Origin of the sequence: Saccharospirillum sp. HFRX-2, from assembly GCF_043196805.1 — a bacterium.
In the GTDB taxonomy this organism is placed as follows: Bacteria; Pseudomonadota; Gammaproteobacteria; order Pseudomonadales; family Natronospirillaceae; genus Saccharospirillum.
In genome coordinates this window covers 1-16,351 of record NZ_JBEBMU010000010.1, presented here as the reverse complement: position 1 = coordinate 16,351, position 16,351 = coordinate 1, and the positions used below count along the sequence as shown (strand labels likewise).

The window sequence follows — 16,351 nt, the reverse complement described above, 5'->3', positions numbered from 1 at the left end:
TATATGCTATTTTTGGTTTGTTAATCCCATTTGGTGAGACAGTTGTGCTGGATAACATCGAATTGCAATGGCTGCTGAGCTTTCAGAAAGTCTATGAGCAACTGAGCTTTAAGCAAGCCGCTGAGCTGCGGCAGATCCCAAAATCGAATGTGAGTCGACATGTCGCTTTGCTGGAGCAAGCGCTTAATGTTCGATTATTAGAGCGTACGACGCGAAAAATGGTGGCGACGGAAGCTGGTAATCTGCTTTACCACAACCTTTCGCCACTGCTGGTTGCCATGGAGGATGTGCTGCAAGAGGTCCATCAAGATGGCCATGCCATTTCAGGGCACTTGAAAGTTATTACACCGGACTTGCCGTTTTTGGCTGAGGCCATGGCCGAGTTCTGCCATAAGCATCCAAGGATTCAACTCAGTTGCGACACCCGGCTGGATCCCGAAGAGGGGTTACTAGAGGGCTTTGATCTGGTGATTCGCTTTGGCCGTGGACCCGTGGAAGATTCAGGGTGGGTCGCTAGAGAACTGATTCGCTGGCCTAGCTGTGTGGTGGTGTCTCCTGGTCTTTTAAATCGATACTCACTGCCTGCTTCAACGACTGAACTCAGCAAACTCCCCTGCATTACCAGCTTATCCGTGTTGCAGGGTATGCCGTGGAAATTCAAAGGAGCAGGCGCTGTTGATGTGACATCTTCTTACAAAGTGAACAGCGGACAAATGGCGAAGGCTGCGGCACTCAAAGGTTTAGGTTTTGCAATCCTTCCTTGGGAAGCCTGCCGAAACGAATTTGAAGAAGGGGCTTTAATTAAAGTAGACGAGTTAGCAGATGAGCCGGAAGATTTGGTTTTGTACGCTTTTTATTCGGGTCGTAAGTACCCACTGGCAAAAGTGAAGGCGTTTGTGGAGCATCTTCAGACTGCCATTCAGCATCATTACCCTTAGGCCCATTTAATAAAATGGTCTTATTAGCGCCTTACATATGGCTTTATCAATAAGTATTTAGGGGCCTTGATGGATCTTAATACAGCTTGGTCTCAACCATAAATATTGCTAAAGCCATCAATACCAGCATGGCTAATAATACTGGCTTAACATGACTTTGAATGGACTCAAGGTCGTCCTTATTCAGCATTCTTCGTGCTTGCCCGCTTAACATGCCGTGCATGCCAGACAACACAAACACAGCAGCCAGCTTCACCCAAACCCAGGTGGCGCCGAACCAGCCGCCCCAGTAAACCAGGATCAAGCCCAGTACCCATACCAGCGCCATGGCCGGTGTAGTGACTTTTTTGTCCCAGGCACTGAGTAACTCTAAATGAGCCTTAGCGGGTCGTAGTAAACCCAGTGCCAAGGCCACCATGCCGGATATCCAGACAATGACGACGAGAATGTGCAGGCTTTTGGTGAGCAGGTAGAGCATGGTTTAGGCCTCCTGTCGTTTGCGCATCCAATAGTCGTTGATAAAACCACCGAAGGGAATAAAAGCGCCAACGATTAATGCCAAACTATAGACGATGCTGATAGTGCGCATAAATAAAGCGCGCATCAGCACGAAGATAAATAGCAAGAAGCAGATACCATGAATAGAACCGACAATGCTGACGGCGATGGGGAGTCCCACCATGTATTTTAATGGCATGGCAACACAGAACAACAGCACAAGTGTGGCGGCTTCGGCCAGATTAGCCCAGCGTAGAGGGGTGTCTGTCATAACAACTTCAGAGTGAGAAATATGCGCATTAGAATGCCAAACTTTCAAGCCGATAGCCCGTACCAAAAGTCAGTTTCATTGCCGATATATTGGATATCCATCCATGCTTTCGAATTGAGAGAACAGTAGCGGAGTTCTCTGGATAATTGCCGACCCGCAAAAAGTGTATGCTAAACGACCGGTTCGCTTACCACGGGTTCAGCTAAATGACGACTGAGGTTTATATCCTGATTGCAGGATCCACGGTGATGCTTATTACCTGGTTAATGGCCATGAAATTCATTCCTAAGCTCACCGGAATGACCAAAGATCTACCTGATGGTATTGGCGTCCCCAAGGATGAGAGCGGCTGGGGTACTGCTTATGTAAATGGTCCAAAATTCAGCGGTTGCGTGAAGTTAGTGGTCTTTGACAATGGGTTTGTTGTTAGAGCAATGCCTATTTTTGGAGGTATGAAGCTTTGGCTGCCAGCGGATAGCATTAAAATACTAAGCCAGAAAATGGATGGCAGATCGATTCTGCCTCGTTACATCGAGTTCAGCAGTCATGGCAACTATATTAAGTTATATGATGGACTGGCCGATTGTTTTCATAAGCACTATGAGTTCCAACAGTGAGTGGCTAGGTTACCCAAGTATTGCTTCAAGCTTTATGTCAAACTGAAGTGAATGAGTTGAATAGAAGCCTGGAACTTCGAATGAAAGATAAACTAAGACAGCTGTGCAATCCCATCCTGAAAATTTTCGAAACGGATGAGCCGGCGGTGAATTACAACCCGTCTCATCGCACCATTCTTCTTGGCGTCAGCATCTTGTTTTTTGTACTGACTATAGTGGCGGCCTGGTTTGCCTATTATGTCGGTAGTCTGGGTGCGCTAATTCCCATCATCGTCTTTCTTGGTGTGTCACTGACATTGTTGATTGTTGCAACTCTGGGGTCGGACAATGCCGTGGCTAAAATCTGGGGCAATCGATAAGGGCGGCATAAACGCCGCCCGTGAAAGGCTGGTGATAGCGCTTTAATCGGCCAGCTTGTCCTGTGTCTTGGTCTTGAAATCACTGGCATTATGGCGCTCGTGCAACTGTTCTGACGGTTCACCGATCACTCGATTCACCATCCGTCCACGCTGTACTGCTGGACGTTTGAGAATTTCATCGGCCCAGCGTTGAACATGTTTGTATTCGTGAACGGATAAAAATTCGGAGCTGCCGTAGGAGTCGAATTTCACCAAGCTGCCGTACCAGGGAAAGATGGCGATGTCGGCAATGCTGTAGTCGTCGCCGGCGATGTAATCGCGCTCGGCCAGTTGCCGGTCGAGCACATCTAATTGACGTTTGGTTTCCATGGCGAAGCGGTCGATCGCGTATTGAATTTTCACTGGCGCGTAATGATAAAAATGGCCAAAGCCGCCACCCAAATAGGGGGCGCTGCCCATCTGCCAGAACAGCCAGTTCAGGCATTCAGCGCGTGCAGCACCGGGTTCTGTCGGCACGAACTCGCCGAATTTCTCGGCCAGATAGAGCAGGATTGAGCCAGATTCGAATACTCGAATGGGGTTGTCACCAGAGTGATCCATCAGTGCCGGAATTTTGGAGTTCGGATTGACCTCAACAAAGCCGCTGCTGAACTGGTCACCTTCATTAATTTTGATCAGCCAGGCGTCGTACTCCGCATCACTGTGGCCGAGGGCCAGCAATTCTTCCAGCAGGATGGTGACTTTCTGGCCGTTGGGCGTGGCCAGCGAATAGAGTTGTAAAGGGTGTTTGCCAATCGGTAACTGTTTATCGTGCGTCGGGCCGGCGATGGGTCGGTTGATGCTGGCGAACTCACCGCCGTTGGCGTTGTCCCAGGTCCACACTTTGGGTGGGGTGTAATCAGTCACAACAAGGTCCTCAAGGTGGGTGGCGTCTGGATAGATCCATCAGCTTGATAGAAGTTCCTCATCCTGACCCAGTGCCAGCGGCTGGGCAACCGATGCAACAGTGATACGCTGCGTTTCCGCTAAGCTAACCTTGTTGCGAAGCCGCCGGCTGAACTGGTCTGAGGGCTGCTGTATGATAGCGGCCTTTTTCACGGGAGGGCAGGTCGATGGACGACACCCACTTTATGCGCCTGGCGCTGGCGCAAGCGCAGCAAGCCTTTGCCGCCGGTGAAGTGCCGGTGGGCGCGGTGGTGGTCCATGATGGCCAGGTGGTCGCCGAGGGTTTCAATGAACCCATCGGCCGGCTCGACCCCAGTGCGCACGCCGAAATGGTCGCCATCCGCAAGGCCGCTCAAGCTGTGGGCAATTATCGGCTCAGTGGCGCTACGCTCTATGTGACGGTCGAACCCTGCACCATGTGCGCTGGTTTGTTGGTGCACAGTCGTATTGAACGTTTGGTCTATGGTACCACTGAACCCAAAAGCGGTGCCGTGCGTTCCAACCTGCAGCTGTTTGATTCCGGACCCTATAACCACCGCCTGGAGGTTGTCGGCGGTGTGCTGGAAGACGAATGCGCTGAATTAATGTCGCGTTTTTTTGCCGAACGTCGTGCGCGACAAAAAGCGCTGAAAAAGAGTGCTGGCTGATGGTTGAGCACCTCGATGTTAAGTACTGAGAAGCCCAATGCCTGAATTAACCTTTCAACAGAAAGCCTGGCGCTTGTCGCCAATGTACGCCTGCTATTTCACCCTCTTTGGCGTGGTGTTTCCTTATCTGGCGCGATTTCTGGATGCCCGAGGACTGACCGCCCCGCAGATTGGTGTTATTTCGGCGTTGGTTTTTGGCGTCAATGTATTCGCCCCGTTTCTGTTCAGCCTAATTACCGATCGCACCGGGCGGCGATTGCCGATGATCCGCTTCGGCTTTGTCATGATGGGGCTGTTTTATTTGCTGACCTTGTTTGGCACCGGTTTTTATTGGTACCTCGGCGTATTCGGTTTGTTCGGCATTTTTTTATCGGCGGTATTACCGCAGATGGAAGGCTTGGCCATGACCGTGCTCGGGCCTGATAAAGCCCGCTATGGCCAGGTCCGGTTATGGGGTTCGGTTGGTTACGTCATCATTGTCTGGTTGCTGGGTATTGCGCTGGATTATCTGCCGGTCACCATCTTGCCGGTGATTGGCGTGGTGCTCTGTGGCCTGATGTGGCTGACCACGCTGTTGATTCCAGCCGAGACCCGCCTGAATTCCGCTCAGCGCAACGCCATTCGCGCCGGCGAGACTCAGTACATCGACTGGCGTCAGGTCAGTGTTTTGCTGGCGGTGGTGTTTTTTTGGCAGATCGGCATCGCTCCCTACAACACCTTCTTCGACCTGTTTTTAAAAGCGCGTGATTTCAGTGCCAGCACCATCGGCTTTTTGATCAGCTTTGGTACCGCGACAGAGATTGCCATTTTCTTGGTGATCGGCTCCTGGTTTCAACGTTTTACCGAACGTTTCTTATTGCTGACGGCGCTGATCGCCACGGTATTGCGCTGGTCATTGTTGGCAATGGTCGATAACAGTTTTGCGCTGGTTTTCTTCACCCAGATGTTACATGCGCTGACGTTTGGTGTGATTCACTCGGTCGCCATTCATCGTGTCGGCCGGTTGTTTCCGCCCAGCCGCCAGGGCTTGGGGCAGGGGCTCTATGTGGCAACCGGCATGGGTGTTGGACTGATTGTTGGCAACCTGCTGTCTGGTTGGTTGTGGACCGGAGCCGGTGCCGTCTATTGGACGGGTGCAGCCAGTACCGCCATTGCCACCCTGATTGCGTTTTTTGCCTTTGGTGCCATTCGAGGTCAGGACAGCGCGACCGAATCTGCGCGCCAGGATGCCTAACACAGTTCGCCGCGATATAGTGGACTCATTGTTCAACTCACGGTCGTGACGAGGGTGATATGGCCGACATCCATTACTGGTTGATCATTTCCGCTGCTCTGATTGCCTGCGCCAGCCCAGGTCCAGCGACACTGGCAATTTCCAGTACCGCTCTCAGTGGTGGCCGGCCACGCGCTTTGGCCGTGGCCGCTGGCATCTGGAGCGGCTCCCTGGTCTGGTCGGTATCCGCCGCCTTCGGCTTGAGCGCCATCATGCTGGCCAATGCCTGGCTGTTCGAAATATTTCGTTATCTGGGCGCAGGCTATCTGCTGTATCTGTCTTACCGCTCGTTTCGTTCGATGTTGCAAGCATCCATGCCGGTGACGCCTGTTGCTTCCCAGGGAGCACTGCTGGCGGCCTATCGGCGCGGTTTGCTGATCCACCTGACCAATCCCAAAGCGGTGTTGTTTTTCGGCGCGCTCTATTCATTGATGCTCAGCCCGAACACAGCGGTAATTTCGTTACTCAGTGTGATTGCTGTCATCAGCTGCACCAATGCTGTGGTATTTTTTGGTTACGCTGTTTTATTTTCCAACGCCAAAATACGCCGTGGTTACGATCAATCGCGTCGTTTTTTCGATGCGGTTTTTGCTGGCTTTTTTGCCTTCGCTGGCCTCAAGCTTTGGGTGAGTCGGATTAATGATTGAGATCATCTCCGTTGGTGCCAGCTACGCAACGGAGCTGGCGTTGTTGAACCAGATGTTGATCGCGGAAGAAGGCAGCACGACGCTGTTAAATCTGGTGCAGCTGGCTCACCGGATGCAGCAATGGCTGGCGGGTGACTATCAATGTTTAGCCGCCTTCGAAGGCGAGCGAATGATTGGTTATTGCTTGTTTGCTCTGCAGCCCGATCGAAATTATGTCCGTCAACTCTACGTAGTGTCAGACCAGCGTCGACATGGTCATGGCCGACGGCTTTTGGAGCGCGTGGAGGCTATGGCTACACCCGGCAAACCAATGCATTTGGAAGTTCTGGCAAACAACGATCGAGTATTGGGTTTCTACCAAAAATTGGGGTATTCACCCTTTGTGTATGAATTAAGAAAACAACGCTAGCAGAGCGATACTTAATATTAAGGAGGGCTCTTGATTCGCGAAGCAACCGCAAACGATTTTGACGCCATCTGGCCCATTTTTGAAACCATTGTTGGTGCCGGCGAAACCTATGGTTATGCCACCGATACCCCTCGCGATCAGGCCTATCAGCTATGGATGGCGTTGCCGCGCAAAACCTTTGTCTATGAAGACGACAAGGGTGACATCCTGGCGACCTACTATTTGAAGACCAATCAGGCCGGGCCGGGCAGTCACGTCTGTAACTGCGGCTATATGGTGTCGCCCGCCGCTCGCGGCCGGGGCCTGGCGACTGAGTTATGCCAGCACTCGCAACAGATCGCCCGAGATTTGGGTTATCTGGCGATGCAGTTCAATTTTGTCGCTGCCAGTAATGACGGTGCCGTACGGTTATGGAACAAACTGGGTTTCGAAACCGTCGGTCGTTTACCGCGCGCTTTCAATCATCCCACGCTGGGGTTGGTCGATGCGTTGGTGATGTATAAATGGTTGGCTGATCCAGCGGACTAGGCAGGTGCATGATCAAAGCGGTTTTTTTCGATCTGGATAATACGCTGGTTGATAGAAACAGCAGTATTGACCGATTTGCTGAGAGGTTCGTTGTTAACTTCATCGATCAACTTAAGGCGACCGATGCCGCCAAAATAGCATCCTTAATCAAAGAACATGACGGCGGTGGTTATTTATCCCCGGATTCTGGATTTAACAGTTTGGCAGACGCTATTTCGACAGCTCTCTTCGAAAAGTTGTTGTGGCGTTTACCGCCTTCGGTAGGTGATATAGAAACCTATTGGCGTTATGAATTTCCGTTGTGCTCGGTAGAAATGCCGGGTGCTTTTTCGTTGCTGACTCAGCTTTATAGCCATGGATATTATTTAGCCGTTATTTCTAACGGTTCCGATAAAAGCCGACATCGCACTCTTGAGTCAACTCGGTTGAATACCTTGATAGAGCGGGTGACCAGCTCGCAAGCAGCTGGGGTCAGTAAACCATCGGTAGCCATATTTCATAAAGCTATAGCGCACGCTGGGTATTTACCGGAACAGTGTTGCTATATTGGTGATCATCCCATTAACGATATAAAAGGGGCGAACAATGCCGGGATGCAGTCCATCTGGCTCAGAGGCTTTCATGGTGGACAAAAGTTACCGGAAGACACGCTAACCGTTGATCGGCTCGATGAAGTGTTAGGTATTATCGACAGGCTCGAAGGGAATAATTAAATGGCTGATTCAAGCCGGACTCACCGGGTGCCCAGGTCTGATCCCTGGCAACCGTATCTGCAGAAGTCGCTGAATAAACCATCGAACCCGGTTGTCACGGTGGCGGCTAAACTGAACCAATCAAGGCTTAATCGCGCCGTTGATGTTGGTTGTGGTGCGGGTAATGACTCAGCTGCGTTGCTCGATCTGGGCTACCAGGTGGCTGCTTACGATGGCAGTGCTGAAGCCGTACGCATCTGTAACGAACGCTTTGCCAGCGAGTCTGGCTTCTGTATTGAACAAGACCGGTTTGAGACCTACGACTATCCTGAAGCAGGATTGGTGATCGCATTCTCCAGTTTGTTTTTCTGTGAACCGGAGTGTTTTGATTTGGCTTGGGGCAATCTCAGCTCTGCCATAAAACCCGGTGGCGTCTTTGTTGGCCATTTTCTGGGGCCAGAAGATGACTGGGCACAGGGTTATCGGTTGCCAACCTGCCCATTAAGCAAAGCTCGGGTGCTGTCTTTGTTCGGCGCATTCCGGATTCACACCTATAAAGAACAGAACGAGATTGGCACTACTCGGCTGGGCTTTGATAAACACTGGCATACTCATCAGGTTCTGGCGATAAAGCGCTGAACCGGGCTGCGCTCAATGGTGGAGCTTATTGCGACTGTGCTATGGTCAAGGCCCTGTTGAATGCATGGAGAGTCGAGCGATGCTCGCACGCACTGCCTTTTCGTTGTTGCTGTTGTCATTGCTGGCTGGTTGCGCCGGTCAGGCCACCTATGAGGTACCGCAGTCGGAGACCTTTGCTGATTGGGTGGAAGCCAAAGCTGTTTATGAACGCAGTCTGGCTCAGGTTATGGGTTCGGTGCCGGTACCGGATGCTGCCGAGCAGGAAGATGCTTCTTTAATTCAGGCCATCGATCAGAACCTTTACCCGCATTTGTTTTGGGGCTATATCCAGGCCGATGGTCAGATTATTGCCGCCACCGATGGCCATACCGAAGGTCTGTGGATTCTGTTTTTGGAAGAAAACCATCCCAGCCTGGCTCAGGCGGGACCAACCTTGCAGACTGGACAGCAGGCTAATCTGACTGCGGTAACAGTGCGGCCGAATCGTATTTCTCCGGCTTTTGCCGGCGTCTTTATGACTCACGAATTAATGCATGGCTTTAATGAATTATTTGCTGATGGCGCGCTGCCGGAGGCGAGTGAATTCAATGCTTATTCAGTCGAGAAAGCCGCCTACAATTACCGTTATAACGGGCGCCTGGATAAGGTTCTGGATGATCTTCTCGATGAAAGTGACATCGATAGCTACGACGATTTATTGGCCTTTACTCAGGCTGAAGATGATCGCCTGGATCAGTTCCTATTAAACATTGACAGCGACTTGCAGCACGGCCCAGCGCACAGCCCGGAAGAGCACGAAATGCGTCTGGGTTTTTATTTAATGGCGACATCAATTCGGGTTGGTGAACGCAGCGGCAGTAGCTTTTTCGATAATACCGCTCGCTTAAATCGGTTGCTGGAACGATTCGGTCGTTATTGATCGTCGAGCTTCCATAAAACCAAGACTGTTTACAAGCGGCGGAATTGTATTGCTTTAGGATTGTATTGCTTATAGGAGAGTGTCGTGGTGAATATCAGAAGTGAATATGATGTCCGTAACGAGGAAGATCTCAGAGACGTTATTGCGCCACCCAGCTCGGCCGTACCCGATAAAGTCGAGGCTTTATTAACTGAGCAGTTCAGTCAGTTTATTGCCCGCTCACCTTTCGCTCTGGTTGCGACCTGCGATGCTCAGATGCAAGTGGATGTATCACCAAAAGGGGATGCTCCGGGTTTTGTTCGTGTATTGGATGACCATACTCTGGTTATACCGGAACGTAAGGGAAACCGGCTGGCATTTGGGTTCCATAATATTCTTCAGACCGGTTCGATCAGTCTGATTTTTATGATTCCCGGTACCCGTGAAACGTTAAGAGTTAATGGTCGGGCTCATTTAAATCGAGATCCTGACTTGTTAGCAGAGCTGGCTGCGGATGGCAAAGCTGCACTGTTGGCAACAGTGGTTAAGGTTGAGGAAGCTTTCTTTCATTGTGGTAAAGCTTTAGTTCGCTCTGGTCTGTGGCAGGTTTCAACTTATAGCGCTGAGGCCGAGACCTTGGTACGTCAGTATTTTTCAAATCTTCGATCTATGAAAGTCGAAGCTGTCAGTGATTATTTGGAAACCAATTACACAGAGGAGCTTTAGACCGGGTTTCATTTCTTTGAAAATGAATACTGGATCACAAAATATAGACACTGCTGATGAGAGTTTAATTTCTTCGCAATCGTAATCGCTGACTGGTTCACAAATTTGCAATTTAGTTGCTTTTTTCTTCCCTGATTCAAACGCTTATTCAATCGCTTGATCGTTAATCTCCAGCCTTGTGGCACAGGGTTTTGACTCCCTTGTGTTCAAACACATGGATGTTTATGGCAAGGAAGGAGAGAACGATGGCAATGATTGCCTCTTTGCAAGTCATTAATAAGGCGATTGACGGCGGCGAGTTCGAACGGGCCAGTAAGCTATTAGTACCGCTGATTAACAGTTATCCAGATGATCCTGAAATACGACTCCACTATGCGTTGGTGTTGTCGCAATTAAATGAGCTGGAAAAGGCATTAATGCAACTTAAAATCCTGTCTAAGGATTACTCTCAGGTACCGGCAGTGAGTATTAATTATGGCGACATACTTAATCGCTTGGGTCGAAATGAGGAAGCTATTGAAGTGCTAAGTCGTTTTGTACGCAAACGGCCGCGCTTTTTTCTCGCTCGATTTAATCTCGCGCAAGCGCTGAACGATGCCGGCCATCTTGATGAAGCGATTGCCGAGTACCGGATGGCCCTTGCGCATGCTCCGGATCAGGGAGATGCCTGGTTCAGTTTGGGGAAGCTGCTTCTGAATGATGGTCGGGCAGCCGAAGCTATTGATTGTTTCACTCAGGCACTGGAGCGACTTCCCGAAATGTGTCAACCCAAGGTCGCCCAGCAACTGAGACGTGCCTGGCAATTGCAGGGGTATGCAGTCAAGGAGCCAGCGATTCTTCGTAGGGAGCGAGATGAGTTGTCAGCCCTGTATGACAGTCTCGCTCACCACAGTGGACACTAGGACGTTGCTGAATCAAGCCGCTCAGATGAGCGGCTTTTTCGTTTTGAAGATCATTTAAATTTCAGGACTGCATTGCGCTATAAATGCTTAGCCAAAAACTCCAAACTGCGCCCGTGTGCCAGCGCTGAAGCTTTCTGGTTGTACAGCGAACGCCCCCAACAGTTAAAGCCGTGACCGGCATCGGGATAGTCAAAAAATTCGGCGATGTTTTTACCACTAAAAGCGGCTTTTATGGCAGCGACTGCATCAGCTGGAATACTGCCATCCTGACCACCATGGTGGAACTGAATGGGTACGTTAATCTGCTTGGCTTCATCCAGATAGTCGACGGTTTTGCCCCCGTAATAACAAACGGCAGCATCGGGTTTGCCAGTCGCAGCGGCGCGGAAGGCCAGTTGGCCACCCAGGCAAAAACCCAGCACGGCTGTTTTGCCAGTCACTTCATTACGCGCTTTTAAACAATCGACGGCATCGGCGACATCGAGTGTGGCCTGGTCGCGGTCAACACTTTTCGCCAGACCAAATGCTTTTTCATTGCCTGCCTCGTTGTACTCTAAATCGATGCGCGGTTCGATGCGCCAAAATACATCCGGTGCCAGGACGGTATAGCCCGATAAAGCAAATTGATCGGCTACGGTTCGAATATGATGATTCACGCCCCAGATTTCCTGCAGCAAGACAATGCCGGGGCCGCTGCCGGTCGGTGGCAGTGATAGATAACCTTGAAATTGTTGGCCGTCGCGGCTGGGAATATCGATCCAGGATGCATTCATGATAAAGCCTCCATCAGGATGTCAGTGTTATTGGTTTAACGCGGGGTTGAATGATTTTCAGCGGTTGAATTGACGCGAGGTTTGTTCAGCAGCAGTCGGTAGAAATCGACATAGACCTGCGCCGAATCGAGCCACTCGAAACGTTGTGCCATGGCATTGCGTTGCATTTGTTGCCAGACCTCCGGCTGCTGGGAAAAGACACTGATCAGTTGTTCAAGTGCCTGTTGCAGGGTGACCGAGTTCGGTTCCAAAAAACTAAAGCCAGTAGCGTTATTGTGGTTGGTCGCTGTGTCGTTCAAGGCGGTGACCGTATTTTTCAGACCGCCAACTTCGCGCACCAGAGGCAGGGTGCCATAGCGCTGGCTGTAGATCTGGTTCAGCCCACAGGGTTCGAATAAAGAGGGCATCAAAAACGCATCACCGCCGGCTTCCAGACGATGCGACAGGGCCATGTCGTAACCTTCAACGAAGCGAACTTTCAGTGGAAAACGTTGCTCAAGGCTGTGCAAACGCGCTGCCAGTTCGGCGTCGCCGGAGCCGAGCAGAATAACCTGAATATCGGCCTCTTTTAATATCTCTTCCAGGGCCGGTATTAACAGATGAAAGCCTTTTTGATCGGTGAGTCGGCTGATGGACACCAGCAGCGGCACCGGGCGTTCGGCCAAGCCGAATTCCTGTTGCAGGGCGGCTTTGCAAAGCGCTTTACCAGGTTCATCGATGTTGTGGAAATGAGCGGCAATATTGGGGTCGGTTTCGGGTGACCACTGGCCATAGTCGCAGCCATTAAGGATGCCGATCAGGTCTTGCTGGCGAGCGCGAAAAAACCGACCCAGACCGTGACCGCCGAGATCGGTCACCAGTTCTTCGGCGTAGCCGGGACTGACTGCATTGAGGCCATCGGCAAAATGGATACCGCCTTTGAGCAGATTGATGCGGCCGTAATCTTCGAAGATATCTTCACGGAAATAGCGAGCTTCGATGCCCAGAGGTTGCAGCCAACTGGCATCGGCATGGCCCTGATAAGCACCGTTATGTAAGGTTAGCAGGCTGCGTGTCTGAGCAAAGAAGGGTTCATCTTTGAAGTGCTCGGCCAGGTAGTAAGCACCGAGCGCGCTTTGCCAGTCGTTCAGGTGCACGATATCGGGTTGCCAGTCGTTGACCAGACACCATTGCAGCGCGCCCTTGCTGAGGATGGCGAAACGACGCGGGTTGTCGTCAAAGGCATGATAACCATCGTCGTAAACACCGGCTCGTTCAAAGCTTTCTGGATGCTCGATCAGCACCATCGGCAGGCCGTCGTTGTCACCGGTGCGCGCCTGGATGGTGTGGCGTTCGGCTTGACTCAACGGCAAGTTGATTGGCTGGGCTGGCCAGTCGCGCCAGTGTTCGCGGATGCGCTCGTAGGCAGGCATGACCACTTTGACATCGTGGCCCATGGCTTTTAAGCAGGCGGGCAGGGCGCGGGCGACGTCGGCGAGACCGCCGGTTTTGACCAGTCCTTCGACTTCAGAAGCAACAACCAGAATTCTCAGCGGTTCAGTCATCAAAGCCTACACGCGCGCCCTTGGGAATGACGACAACGCCACCGGGCGAGACGTGGAAGCGCTGGCGGTCCTGTTCCGGGTTTTCACCGATGACGGTGCCTGGTGCAACGGTGACGTTTTTATCGAGAATGGCGCGACGAATGCGACAGCCGCGGCCGATGTCATTACCGCCCATCAGCACACTGTCTTCGACGGTGGTGTAGCTGTGAATATGGCTGTTATGACCGAGGATCGATTGATGCACGCTGCCGCCGGAAATGATGCAGCCACCGGAAATCATCGAACTGATCGCCTGGCCGGTACGGTTGGCTTCGTCGTGCACGAACTTGGCCGGTGGCACCGCCGGATGATGCGAACGCAACGGCCAGTGACGGTTGTACAGATCAATCGGCGGCGTGACTGCCAGTAAATCCATATTGGCTTCGAACAGTGAGTCGATGGTGCCAACATCGCGCCAGTAACCGCTGGTGTGTTCGGCTTCGCCGCGGATGCTGTTGGTGGAAAAATCGTAGACATAAACCACCCCGGCTTCGAACAACTCGGGGATGATGTTGTGGCCGAAGTCGTGAATCGAATCGGTACGTTCGGCGTCGGCGCGCAGGCTGCCGACCAGGGTGTCGGCCTCGAACACATAGTTGCCCATGCTCGCCAATACCCAGCCCGGTCGACCGGGAATGGTTTTGGGGTTGGACTTGGGCTTTTCCTGGAAACCGATCATCTTATGGTTTTCGTCGATTTCAATAATGCCGAATTGATCGGCCTGCTCGACGGGCACTGGAATGGCCGCGACCGTCAGGCGGGCGTCATCGTGGCTGCGATGAAATTCGATCATCTGGCGCACATCCATTTTATAGATGTGATCGCCACCAAAGACGCAGACGATTTCCGGATCCAGCCCTTCCACCAGATCGATATTCTGGTAGATGGCATCGGCGGTGCCCTGGTACCAGTGTTTGCCCATCTGCATCTGGGCGGGAATGGGGTCGATAAAACGGTTGGTCAGGCCGGTGACGCGCCAGCGCCGGCTCATGTGTTTCATTAATGAATGGGATTTGAACTGCGTTAACACAAAGATCTGCAGCAGATCAGAGTTGACGAAGTTATTGAGCACAAAGTCGATGATGCGGTAATTGCCACCAAAGGGTACCGCCGGTTTGGCGCGGACCGAGGTGAGAGGTGCCAGGCGTGTGCCTTCACCGCCGGCTAAGATCATGGACAGTATGCCGGACATAGCCGTTCCTTCTGGTTAGTCGTTCAGGCGCAGCGCCAGGACAAATCAGGCGATGCGGTTTTGCGGCTCGCCAGCATTCGACAAGGAGCGTTCGAACAAGGCTGGGTTCGTCACTTTGCTGAAAAAGACCGGCGAATTCCAGGGCGCTTGTCGCTGTTGCTCAAAATAGACCAGCGCTGCCACAAAGGCCACGACCGCCAGCAGGAAGAAGATCAGACGCTTGTTCATGATGGTGTTTGGATTGCGCTGTTCAGGAGATGGATCGCATTGTGTACCGGTTGATTCCGAAATGGCAAGGGAACTGCTGGCGAGTTCTGGTAAACTGCTGACGGTTTTATCGTTTAGTCAGTTGAGGTCCGTTATGAAAACCCGTCTGGGTCTGATTCTGAGTCTGTTGTGCTGTGCTATCACCACCCCTGTTCTGGCTGCCGAGGTTGTATTAACCGTCCAACCGCAAGCCCGGTTGCAGCTATCGCCGTTGGTCGACCAAACACTGACTGAAACCACGACTGTGACAGTCCATCCCGAGGATGCGGGCAGCCCTGAAGGCGCCCTGAGTGAACCCTTGCCGGATTATTGTCTGCTGTCAGTTGAGGTGGATCTGGGGCAGTCCGGGGCGGTATTAACCCCCGGCAAGATGATCTGCATTACCGAGGATCATCGCATTCTCGAGGCTCAGCCGCAGGCCGAAATTGTCGACCTGGGAGAGTGTCAGAATGAGAATGGCAGCTGTGGTCGCTATCGCCTGAGTACGGAACAGGTCGGTGAGCTGCGGTTGTCGGCACCGATGGAATTCAGTCTGCAGCCGCGTAATATGAACAACTGATGGTTGATCTCGATGACCGGTTTGAGCTGTTGCTGAAACCGGTCTGCTTCGCCTGGGATCAATCGTAAACGTTCTTCTTCTTCCAGCTTTCCTGATCTTCCACCATGGATTCCATGCCTTCGGCCAGTTTCTCGGCCTGGGTTGAAGACAGCTGAGTGCGATATTCCTGCCACTCCTGCTTGGTACTATTGAGTTGATTGCGCAGTGCCATTTCTTCTTGCTTAAAAGCGCCGGCATGGCGAGAGGCGGTGATGGTGTCCATACCTTTTTGGAAAGCCCGGCAGGCTTCTTGATAATTTTTGCTGTTCACGCACTGCTCGCCGCGTGAACCAAAGAAGCGAACCGCCGTCTCTACCAGCTTTATTTCCACCTGAGCGAGCATCTTTTCTGCGGCTGCCTTATCCATGTGGCCGGTTTCGTAGTTGCGTTTGATAAACAGGAATAAGGCTTTAAGAGTGTGACGATGCAGGTTGATTTCTTCGGGTGATAAATTCGGGATCGTTGCCTTGGGGGGATGCAGTTTGGCTTGGGCACGCTCGGTGGTGAGCTGTTCGTAATCGCTGATCAGATATTTTTCCTGATCGGGCTTTAATTTCACCTGTGCCCGTAAGTTTTGCAGCAAGGCTTGATAAATAAAGTCGCGTAATTCGGCCGACAGGTAACCTTCGGGCAGACTGCGTAAGACGTTATTCAGTTTGCGGAACTGGGTGTTGAGGTTTTGCAGTTGCTCACGAACAGCGGCCTGATGACGATGGCGACCCTGGGTAATCATCATGGCCACCAGCATCACAACGACCATGATGACCGCCGCTATGGAGAGCAAAACCTTTATATCGATGCCCATGAACCGTTCCATCATCGTGAAAGGAACGGTTTGTTCCTTTCATGCACTATTCAGTGTAATGCAAAAATAGGGTGTCGCCGAGCCCGGCAAAACCGGCGCTTGACAGTTAAAAGAGGCGTCCTTAAAGTTCGCCGCCTGCTGATT

22 protein-coding genes are annotated in these 16,351 nt (G+C 51.8%); 14 read left to right on the top strand and 8 right to left on the bottom strand.

Annotated elements, in window-relative coordinates; translation table 11 throughout:
- Positions 1 to 44: 44 nt before the first annotated feature.
- Complete coding sequence (locus ABMA60_RS16490; RefSeq protein WP_392805373.1) at positions 45 to 938, top strand: LysR family transcriptional regulator; 894 nt, start codon at positions 45 to 47, stop codon at positions 936 to 938.
- Positions 939 to 1,014: 76 nt separating this feature from the next.
- Here ABMA60_RS16490 and ABMA60_RS16485 read toward each other — a convergent pair whose 3' ends face one another.
- Positions 1,015 to 1,416 (bottom strand): CopD family protein, encoded by a 402-nt coding sequence (locus ABMA60_RS16485; RefSeq protein WP_392805370.1) that lies wholly within the window; start codon positions 1,414 to 1,416, stop codon positions 1,015 to 1,017.
- 3 nt (positions 1,417 to 1,419) lie between these two features.
- Positions 1,420 to 1,707 carry a DUF3817 domain-containing protein gene (locus ABMA60_RS16480; RefSeq protein WP_392805368.1) on the bottom strand — a complete coding sequence of 96 codons (288 nt, stop codon included), beginning with the start codon at positions 1,705 to 1,707 and terminating at the stop codon, positions 1,420 to 1,422.
- A 206-nt stretch (positions 1,708 to 1,913) separates the two neighbouring features.
- Here ABMA60_RS16480 and ABMA60_RS16475 point away from each other — a divergent pair, with 206 nt between their 5' ends.
- Positions 1,914 to 2,324 (top strand): hypothetical protein, encoded by a 411-nt coding sequence (locus tag ABMA60_RS16475; protein ID WP_392805366.1) that lies wholly within the window; start codon positions 1,914 to 1,916, stop codon positions 2,322 to 2,324.
- Positions 2,325 to 2,404: 80 nt separating this feature from the next.
- Complete coding sequence (locus ABMA60_RS16470; RefSeq protein ID WP_392805362.1) at positions 2,405 to 2,683, top strand: hypothetical protein; 279 nt, start codon at positions 2,405 to 2,407, stop codon at positions 2,681 to 2,683.
- Between the two features lie 42 nt (positions 2,684 to 2,725).
- Here ABMA60_RS16470 and yghU read toward each other — a convergent pair whose 3' ends face one another.
- Complete coding sequence (gene yghU, locus ABMA60_RS16465; RefSeq protein WP_392805360.1) at positions 2,726 to 3,589, bottom strand: glutathione-dependent disulfide-bond oxidoreductase; 864 nt, start codon at positions 3,587 to 3,589, stop codon at positions 2,726 to 2,728.
- 206 nt (positions 3,590 to 3,795) lie between these two features.
- Between yghU and tadA the strand changes: the two genes are divergently transcribed.
- From tadA to ABMA60_RS16415, 10 genes are all read left to right on the top strand, one after another.
- Positions 3,796 to 4,275, top strand: a complete 480-nt coding sequence (gene tadA / locus ABMA60_RS16460) for a tRNA adenosine(34) deaminase TadA (protein ID WP_392805358.1) — start codon at positions 3,796 to 3,798, stop codon at positions 4,273 to 4,275.
- Positions 4,276 to 4,312: 37 nt separating this feature from the next.
- Entirely contained in the window at positions 4,313 to 5,509 is a 1,197-nt protein-coding gene (locus ABMA60_RS16455; protein ID WP_392805356.1) for an MFS transporter, read from the top strand.
- A 59-nt stretch (positions 5,510 to 5,568) separates the two neighbouring features.
- A complete protein-coding gene (locus ABMA60_RS16450; RefSeq protein ID WP_392805353.1) occupies positions 5,569 to 6,195 on the top strand; it encodes a LysE family translocator in 627 nt (208 codons plus the stop codon).
- A complete protein-coding gene (locus tag ABMA60_RS16445; RefSeq protein ID WP_392805350.1) occupies positions 6,188 to 6,604 on the top strand; it encodes a GNAT family N-acetyltransferase in 417 nt (138 codons plus the stop codon). Before ABMA60_RS16450 ends, ABMA60_RS16445 begins: the two co-directional genes overlap by 8 nt.
- A 30-nt stretch (positions 6,605 to 6,634) precedes the next feature.
- Entirely contained in the window at positions 6,635 to 7,132 is a 498-nt protein-coding gene (locus ABMA60_RS16440) for a GNAT family N-acetyltransferase (protein ID WP_392805347.1), read from the top strand.
- Positions 7,133 to 7,140: 8 nt separating this feature from the next.
- On the top strand, positions 7,141 to 7,845 hold the full coding sequence (locus ABMA60_RS16435) for an HAD family hydrolase (protein WP_392805344.1): 705 nt from the start codon (positions 7,141 to 7,143) through the stop codon (positions 7,843 to 7,845).
- Positions 7,846 to 8,463 carry a class I SAM-dependent methyltransferase gene (locus ABMA60_RS16430; protein ID WP_392805342.1) on the top strand — a complete coding sequence of 206 codons (618 nt, stop codon included), beginning with the start codon at positions 7,846 to 7,848 and terminating at the stop codon, positions 8,461 to 8,463.
- Between the two features lie 79 nt (positions 8,464 to 8,542).
- On the top strand, positions 8,543 to 9,382 hold the full coding sequence (locus ABMA60_RS16425; RefSeq protein ID WP_392805339.1) for a hypothetical protein: 840 nt from the start codon (positions 8,543 to 8,545) through the stop codon (positions 9,380 to 9,382).
- Positions 9,383 to 9,469: 87 nt separating this feature from the next.
- Complete coding sequence (locus tag ABMA60_RS16420; protein ID WP_392805336.1) at positions 9,470 to 10,087, top strand: MSMEG_1061 family FMN-dependent PPOX-type flavoprotein; 618 nt, start codon at positions 9,470 to 9,472, stop codon at positions 10,085 to 10,087.
- A 245-nt stretch (positions 10,088 to 10,332) separates the two neighbouring features.
- Positions 10,333 to 10,989 carry a tetratricopeptide repeat protein gene (locus ABMA60_RS16415; protein WP_392805334.1) on the top strand — a complete coding sequence of 219 codons (657 nt, stop codon included), beginning with the start codon at positions 10,333 to 10,335 and terminating at the stop codon, positions 10,987 to 10,989.
- A 77-nt stretch (positions 10,990 to 11,066) separates the two neighbouring features.
- Here the strand turns inward: ABMA60_RS16415 and ABMA60_RS16410 are convergent, their stop codons facing one another.
- The 4 genes from ABMA60_RS16410 to ABMA60_RS16395 are packed head-to-tail and all read right to left on the bottom strand — an operon-like array spanning position 11,067 to position 14,765.
- Positions 11,067 to 11,762: a dienelactone hydrolase family protein gene (locus ABMA60_RS16410; RefSeq protein WP_392805331.1), complete on the bottom strand. Its 696-nt coding sequence runs from the start codon at positions 11,760 to 11,762 to the stop codon at positions 11,067 to 11,069.
- A gap of 35 nt (positions 11,763 to 11,797) precedes the next feature.
- Positions 11,798 to 13,306 carry a glycogen synthase gene (locus tag ABMA60_RS16405; protein WP_392805329.1) on the bottom strand — a complete coding sequence of 503 codons (1,509 nt, stop codon included), beginning with the start codon at positions 13,304 to 13,306 and terminating at the stop codon, positions 11,798 to 11,800.
- Positions 13,299 to 14,537 carry a glucose-1-phosphate adenylyltransferase gene (gene glgC / locus ABMA60_RS16400; RefSeq protein WP_392805327.1) on the bottom strand — a complete coding sequence of 413 codons (1,239 nt, stop codon included), beginning with the start codon at positions 14,535 to 14,537 and terminating at the stop codon, positions 13,299 to 13,301. Before glgC ends, ABMA60_RS16405 begins: the two co-directional genes overlap by 8 nt.
- 45 nt (positions 14,538 to 14,582) lie before the next feature.
- Entirely contained in the window at positions 14,583 to 14,765 is a 183-nt protein-coding gene (locus ABMA60_RS16395) for a hypothetical protein (RefSeq protein WP_392805324.1), read from the bottom strand.
- A gap of 133 nt (positions 14,766 to 14,898) precedes the next feature.
- Between ABMA60_RS16395 and ABMA60_RS16390 the strand changes: the two genes are divergently transcribed.
- Positions 14,899 to 15,363 carry a hypothetical protein gene (locus ABMA60_RS16390; protein WP_392805322.1) on the top strand — a complete coding sequence of 155 codons (465 nt, stop codon included), beginning with the start codon at positions 14,899 to 14,901 and terminating at the stop codon, positions 15,361 to 15,363.
- 58 nt (positions 15,364 to 15,421) lie between these two features.
- On the opposite strand, the gene ABMA60_RS16385 is transcribed toward ABMA60_RS16390, so the two are convergent.
- Positions 15,422 to 16,207, bottom strand: coding sequence for a hypothetical protein (locus ABMA60_RS16385; RefSeq protein ID WP_392805319.1), 786 nt, complete (start codon positions 16,205 to 16,207; stop codon positions 15,422 to 15,424).
- Positions 16,208 to 16,351: the final 144 nt, after the last annotated feature.